The 3,736-nt window shown below is 70.4% G+C and carries 6 protein-coding genes; 4 read left to right on the top strand and 2 right to left on the bottom strand.

The annotated features are described in order from the left end of the window. Nucleotides 1-47 precede the first annotated feature (47 nt). A complete protein-coding gene (locus tag KUTG_RS42790; RefSeq protein ID WP_232241540.1) occupies nucleotides 48-176 on the top strand; it encodes a hypothetical protein in 129 nt (42 codons plus the stop codon). Here KUTG_RS42790 and KUTG_RS42785 read toward each other — a convergent pair. Further along, complete coding sequence (locus KUTG_RS42785) at nucleotides 136-1,221, bottom strand: hypothetical protein (RefSeq protein ID WP_043725306.1); 1,086 nt, start codon at nucleotides 1,219-1,221, stop codon at nucleotides 136-138. The two genes, KUTG_RS42790 and KUTG_RS42785, sit on opposite strands and share 41 nt — an antisense overlap. 303 nt (nucleotides 1,222-1,524) lie before the next feature. On the opposite strand from KUTG_RS42785, the gene KUTG_RS42780 reads away from it, so the two are divergent. Next, nucleotides 1,525-1,728, top strand: coding sequence for a cold-shock protein (locus KUTG_RS42780; RefSeq protein ID WP_043725304.1), 204 nt, complete (start codon nucleotides 1,525-1,527; stop codon nucleotides 1,726-1,728). 57 nt (nucleotides 1,729-1,785) lie between these two features. Here the strand turns inward: KUTG_RS42780 and KUTG_RS42775 are convergent, their stop codons facing one another. Then, nucleotides 1,786-2,178: a winged helix-turn-helix transcriptional regulator gene (locus KUTG_RS42775; protein WP_043725303.1), complete on the bottom strand. Its 393-nt coding sequence runs from the start codon at nucleotides 2,176-2,178 to the stop codon at nucleotides 1,786-1,788. Between the two features lie 103 nt (nucleotides 2,179-2,281). Between KUTG_RS42775 and KUTG_RS42770 the strand changes: the two genes are divergently transcribed. Both KUTG_RS42770 and KUTG_RS42765 read left to right on the top strand, forming a co-directional pair. Further along, nucleotides 2,282-3,130 carry an SDR family oxidoreductase gene (locus tag KUTG_RS42770; protein ID WP_043725301.1) on the top strand — a complete coding sequence of 283 codons (849 nt, stop codon included), beginning with the start codon at nucleotides 2,282-2,284 and terminating at the stop codon, nucleotides 3,128-3,130. 28 nt (nucleotides 3,131-3,158) lie between these two features. Continuing rightward, the coding region (locus KUTG_RS42765) for an alpha/beta fold hydrolase (RefSeq protein ID WP_043732610.1) at nucleotides 3,159-3,736 on the top strand (578 nt) is incomplete at its 3' end.

The raw sequence follows: 3,736 nt of genomic DNA, 5'->3' as shown, positions 1-3,736 counted from the left end.
TCGACCTGCACCCGCGCGCCTTCGGCCCGGGCCGGTGCGCGCAGACCATGCTGGCCCGCGCGGCCGTGGTGCTGCACCAGGTCGACGCCGGGCCGACGTACCGGCTGTTGGTGCGGCCCTCGTTCGCCGGCTACCTCACGTCGTGGGTTCGGGACGCGGCGTCGGCTCCGCGCTGACCGCCAGCTCGTCCGGCTGCTGCGACATCTCCCACAGCGGCAGGTGGAAGCTCTCCTTGCGGATCCGCAGGTCGTGGTAGAGCAGCGTGGTCACGCCGATGGTGAACGGCTGCGTGATCGCGTACACGACCGCCGTCAGCAGGCTGTACAGGATCATCACGGTTGGCGAGAACATCACGCTGAACATCGCCGACGGGTCGGGCTGCTGGCCGATGCGGGTCGGCATCAGGCTCGGGAACTGGGAGAACTGCACCGCGCTCACCGGGAGCTGGGCGATGTTGCTGGCCACCGACACCATGATCGTGACCAGCGCCAGGATGCCGAACACCCGCCACCAGCCGCCGGACACCAGCCAGCGGGACCGGCGCATCGCGGTCAGCACCGGGGCCGGCTCCAGGATCAGCGCCGGCACGGCCAGCACCCACGAGATCCAGAAGTAGGCGGCCGCGACCAGGCCTCCCAGGAAGAACAGGAAGGCCAGCAGCAGGAGCTGCGGGGTGTTGGTGGCGATGGCCAGGATGAGGATCACCGTGAACGGCACGACGGCGCAGGCGCCGGCGATCAGCCCGATCAGCACGGACAGCCCGAGCAGCGGCACCATGCGGGGCCCGGCCGCGCGCAGGGCCTGGCCGATCGAGGTGGTGCGGCCGAGCACCGCCCGGGCGACCACCACCGTGACGACGGACTGGGTGATCACCGTCGCCGCGAGGCCCAGCAGCACCACCAGCAGCATGAGGACCAGCCAGCTGCCCACGAAGTTCGCGACGTCGCTCGGCGTGAAGGCCGGGCCGTCGCGGGTGATCCGGGGGAAGCTGGCGAACATGTTGACCAGCGGCACGACGACGGCGGCCGCGACGACCAGGTAGCACACGAACGGCACCAGGATGGCCGGCCGCCAGTTGCGGAACATGGCCTTGAACGAGCCGCCGATCATGGCCCCGACGTCCAGCGGGCGCAGCGGGATCACGCCCGGCTGGGGCGCCTGCGGGGGCGGGGGCAGGTACTGCTGCGGGTACTGGATGTACTGCTGCGGATTGTCCGTCATGTCTCCCCCTGGGGTGCTCGGTCCATGGTGTCACGCCGGTACCACCGGGCGGGCCGGAAGGCCTGTTGATCAGGCCGATCGGCCGCAGCGGTTACCCCGATCGAGGCACCGACGGCGGGTTCCACGACCGCGCACCGTACCGGGACCACCGGCATTGACCTGCGAAAACTCCCCTATCGGGCGAGAATCGCGAACTTATCCGCGCCGTCCCCTCCGCACCGAGCCTCGGTGGTGGCATGATGTGGCGAGAGACCGGGGCTTTTCGTTGTGATGGCCTGGCTCGGCTTACAGGGAGTTAGTGGTATGGCGCAGGGCAATGTGAAGTGGTTCAACAGCGAAAAGGGCTTCGGGTTCATCGCGCAGGACGGTGGCGGTCCCGACGTCTTCGTGCACTACTCGGAGATCCAGGGTAACGGCTTCAAGACCCTGGACGAGGGGCAGCGCGTGGAGTTCGAGATCGGCCAGGGCCAGAAGGGGCCGCAGGCCCAGGGCGTCCGCGCCATCTGACCAGGCAAGCCCGAAGGGCCCGTGCCGTGAGGCACGGGCCCTTTGGTTTGTCCTCAGCTACTTCCTGGCCGTGTCGTAGCGGGCCTGGTTCGCGGCGACGTCGAGCATGTTGTCCTCGACGAACTCGATGAGCTCGAACAGCCGCTTGGCGGTCGCCTCGCCCAGCGGCGTGAGGCTGTAGTCCACCCGCGGCGGAATCGTCGCCTGCGCTTCCCGGTGCACGAAGCCGTCCCGCTCCAGCGCCTGGAGGGTCTGGGCGAGCATCTTCTCGCTGACCCCGTCCACGCGCCTGCGCAGCGCGTTGAACCGCATCGTGCCGTCCCGCAGCGCGGCCAGCGCCAGAATCCCCCACCGGCCCGTGACGTGCTCCAGCGTGGCCCGCGAGGTGCAGTTGCGCGCGAACACGTCGAACGCGACGCGGCCGTGCTCCTCGAAGTCGGACTCGCTCATCCGCCCATGGTAGCTCACACGCAGCACAACCTTGAAGTTTGCACTTTCTAAAAGTTAGTGCAATCCTCGTGACGGTACGAACCTGATCGAAGGAGCACCTCTGATGATCGTCGTGACCGGCGCCACCGGCGCCCTCGGCCGTCTTGTCCTCGCTGGTCTTGCCCGCGCGGGGGTGCCCGCCGCCGACACCGTGGCCCTCGTCCGCGACGCGGCCAAGGGCGCCGACCTCGGCGTGCCGCTGCGGGTCGGCAGCTACGACGACCCGGCCAGCCTGCGCGGCGCGTTCGACGGCGCCGACAAGGTGCTGTTCGTCTCGGGCAGCGAGGTCGGCAAGCGCGTCGACCAGCACCGGGCCGTGGTCGACGCGGCCAAGGCGGCCGGCGTCCCGCACCTGGCCTACACCAGCGTCCTGCACGCCGACAGCAGCCCGCTGGCCCTGGCCGCCGAGCACAAGGCCACCGAGGAGCTGATCCGCGCGGCCGGCATCCCGTTCACGTTCCTGCGCAACAGCTGGTACACCGAGATGTACGCGGGCACCTTCCAGCAGGCCGTGGCCAACGGCGCGTTCATCGGCAGCGCCGGCGAAGGCCGGCTGGCCAGCGCCGCCCGGGCCGACTACGCCGAGGCCGCCGTCGCCGTGCTGACCGGGACCGGCCACGAGAACAAGATCTACGAGCTGGCCGGCGACGTGGCCTGGAGCTACCCCAACCTGGCCGCCGCGCTGAGCCAGGTGTCCGGAAAGGACATTCAGTATCGGAACCTGAGCTCGGCCGAGCACCTCGCCGCGCTGACCGACGCCGGCCTGCCGCCGCACCTGGTGGACCTGCTGGTCGAGGTCGACGGGCAGCTGGCCGGCGGGGCGCTCGTCGACGGATCGGGCGACCTGTCGCGGCTGATCGGGCACCCGACCACCACGCTGGCGACCTCGATCGCCGCCGTGCTCGGCGGCTGACCCGGGGTTCCTCCGGCAGACTGCCGGCATGGAATCACTGACGATCACGCTCGGCGAGCACGTGTTCGACGCGCTCGCCGCCGGTCCGGCGGACGGCGACCTGGTGCTGCTGCTGCACGGCTACCCCGAGTTCGCCGACTGCTGGACCGAGGAGCTCGCCGCGCTGGGCGCGGCCGGCTACCGGGCCGTGGCCGTCGACCAACGTGGCTACTCCCCCGGCGCGCGGCCCACGTCCATTTCGGACTACGTCGTCGACAACCTGGTGGCCGACGCCCTCGGCTTCGCCGACTCTCAAGGCGCAGGCCGGTTCCACCTGGTCTGCCACGACTGGGGCGGCCTCGTCGGCTGGGCGCTGGCCGGCGCGCACTCCGACCGGCTCAAGTCGTTCACCGTGCTGGCCACTCCGCACCCGCAGGCCCTGTACGCCGCCATCTCGTCCGACGAGGACCAGTCCAACCGGGTCAACTACGTCCGGTACTTCCGGGCCAACGTCGGCGGGGCCGAGGAGGGCTTCCTCGCCGACGGCGGCGCTCGGCTGCGCGCCACTTACGGCGGCGCGGTGTCGGCGGAGCTGGTGAAGAGCAACGTGAAGCGCTTCTCCGAGCC

The organism is Kutzneria sp. 744 (assembly GCF_000568255.1).
Lineage (GTDB): Bacteria > Actinomycetota > Actinomycetes > Mycobacteriales > Pseudonocardiaceae > Kutzneria.
The sequence above is the reverse complement of the archived record's forward strand: the minus strand, read 5'-3'. Positions and strand labels throughout refer to the sequence as shown.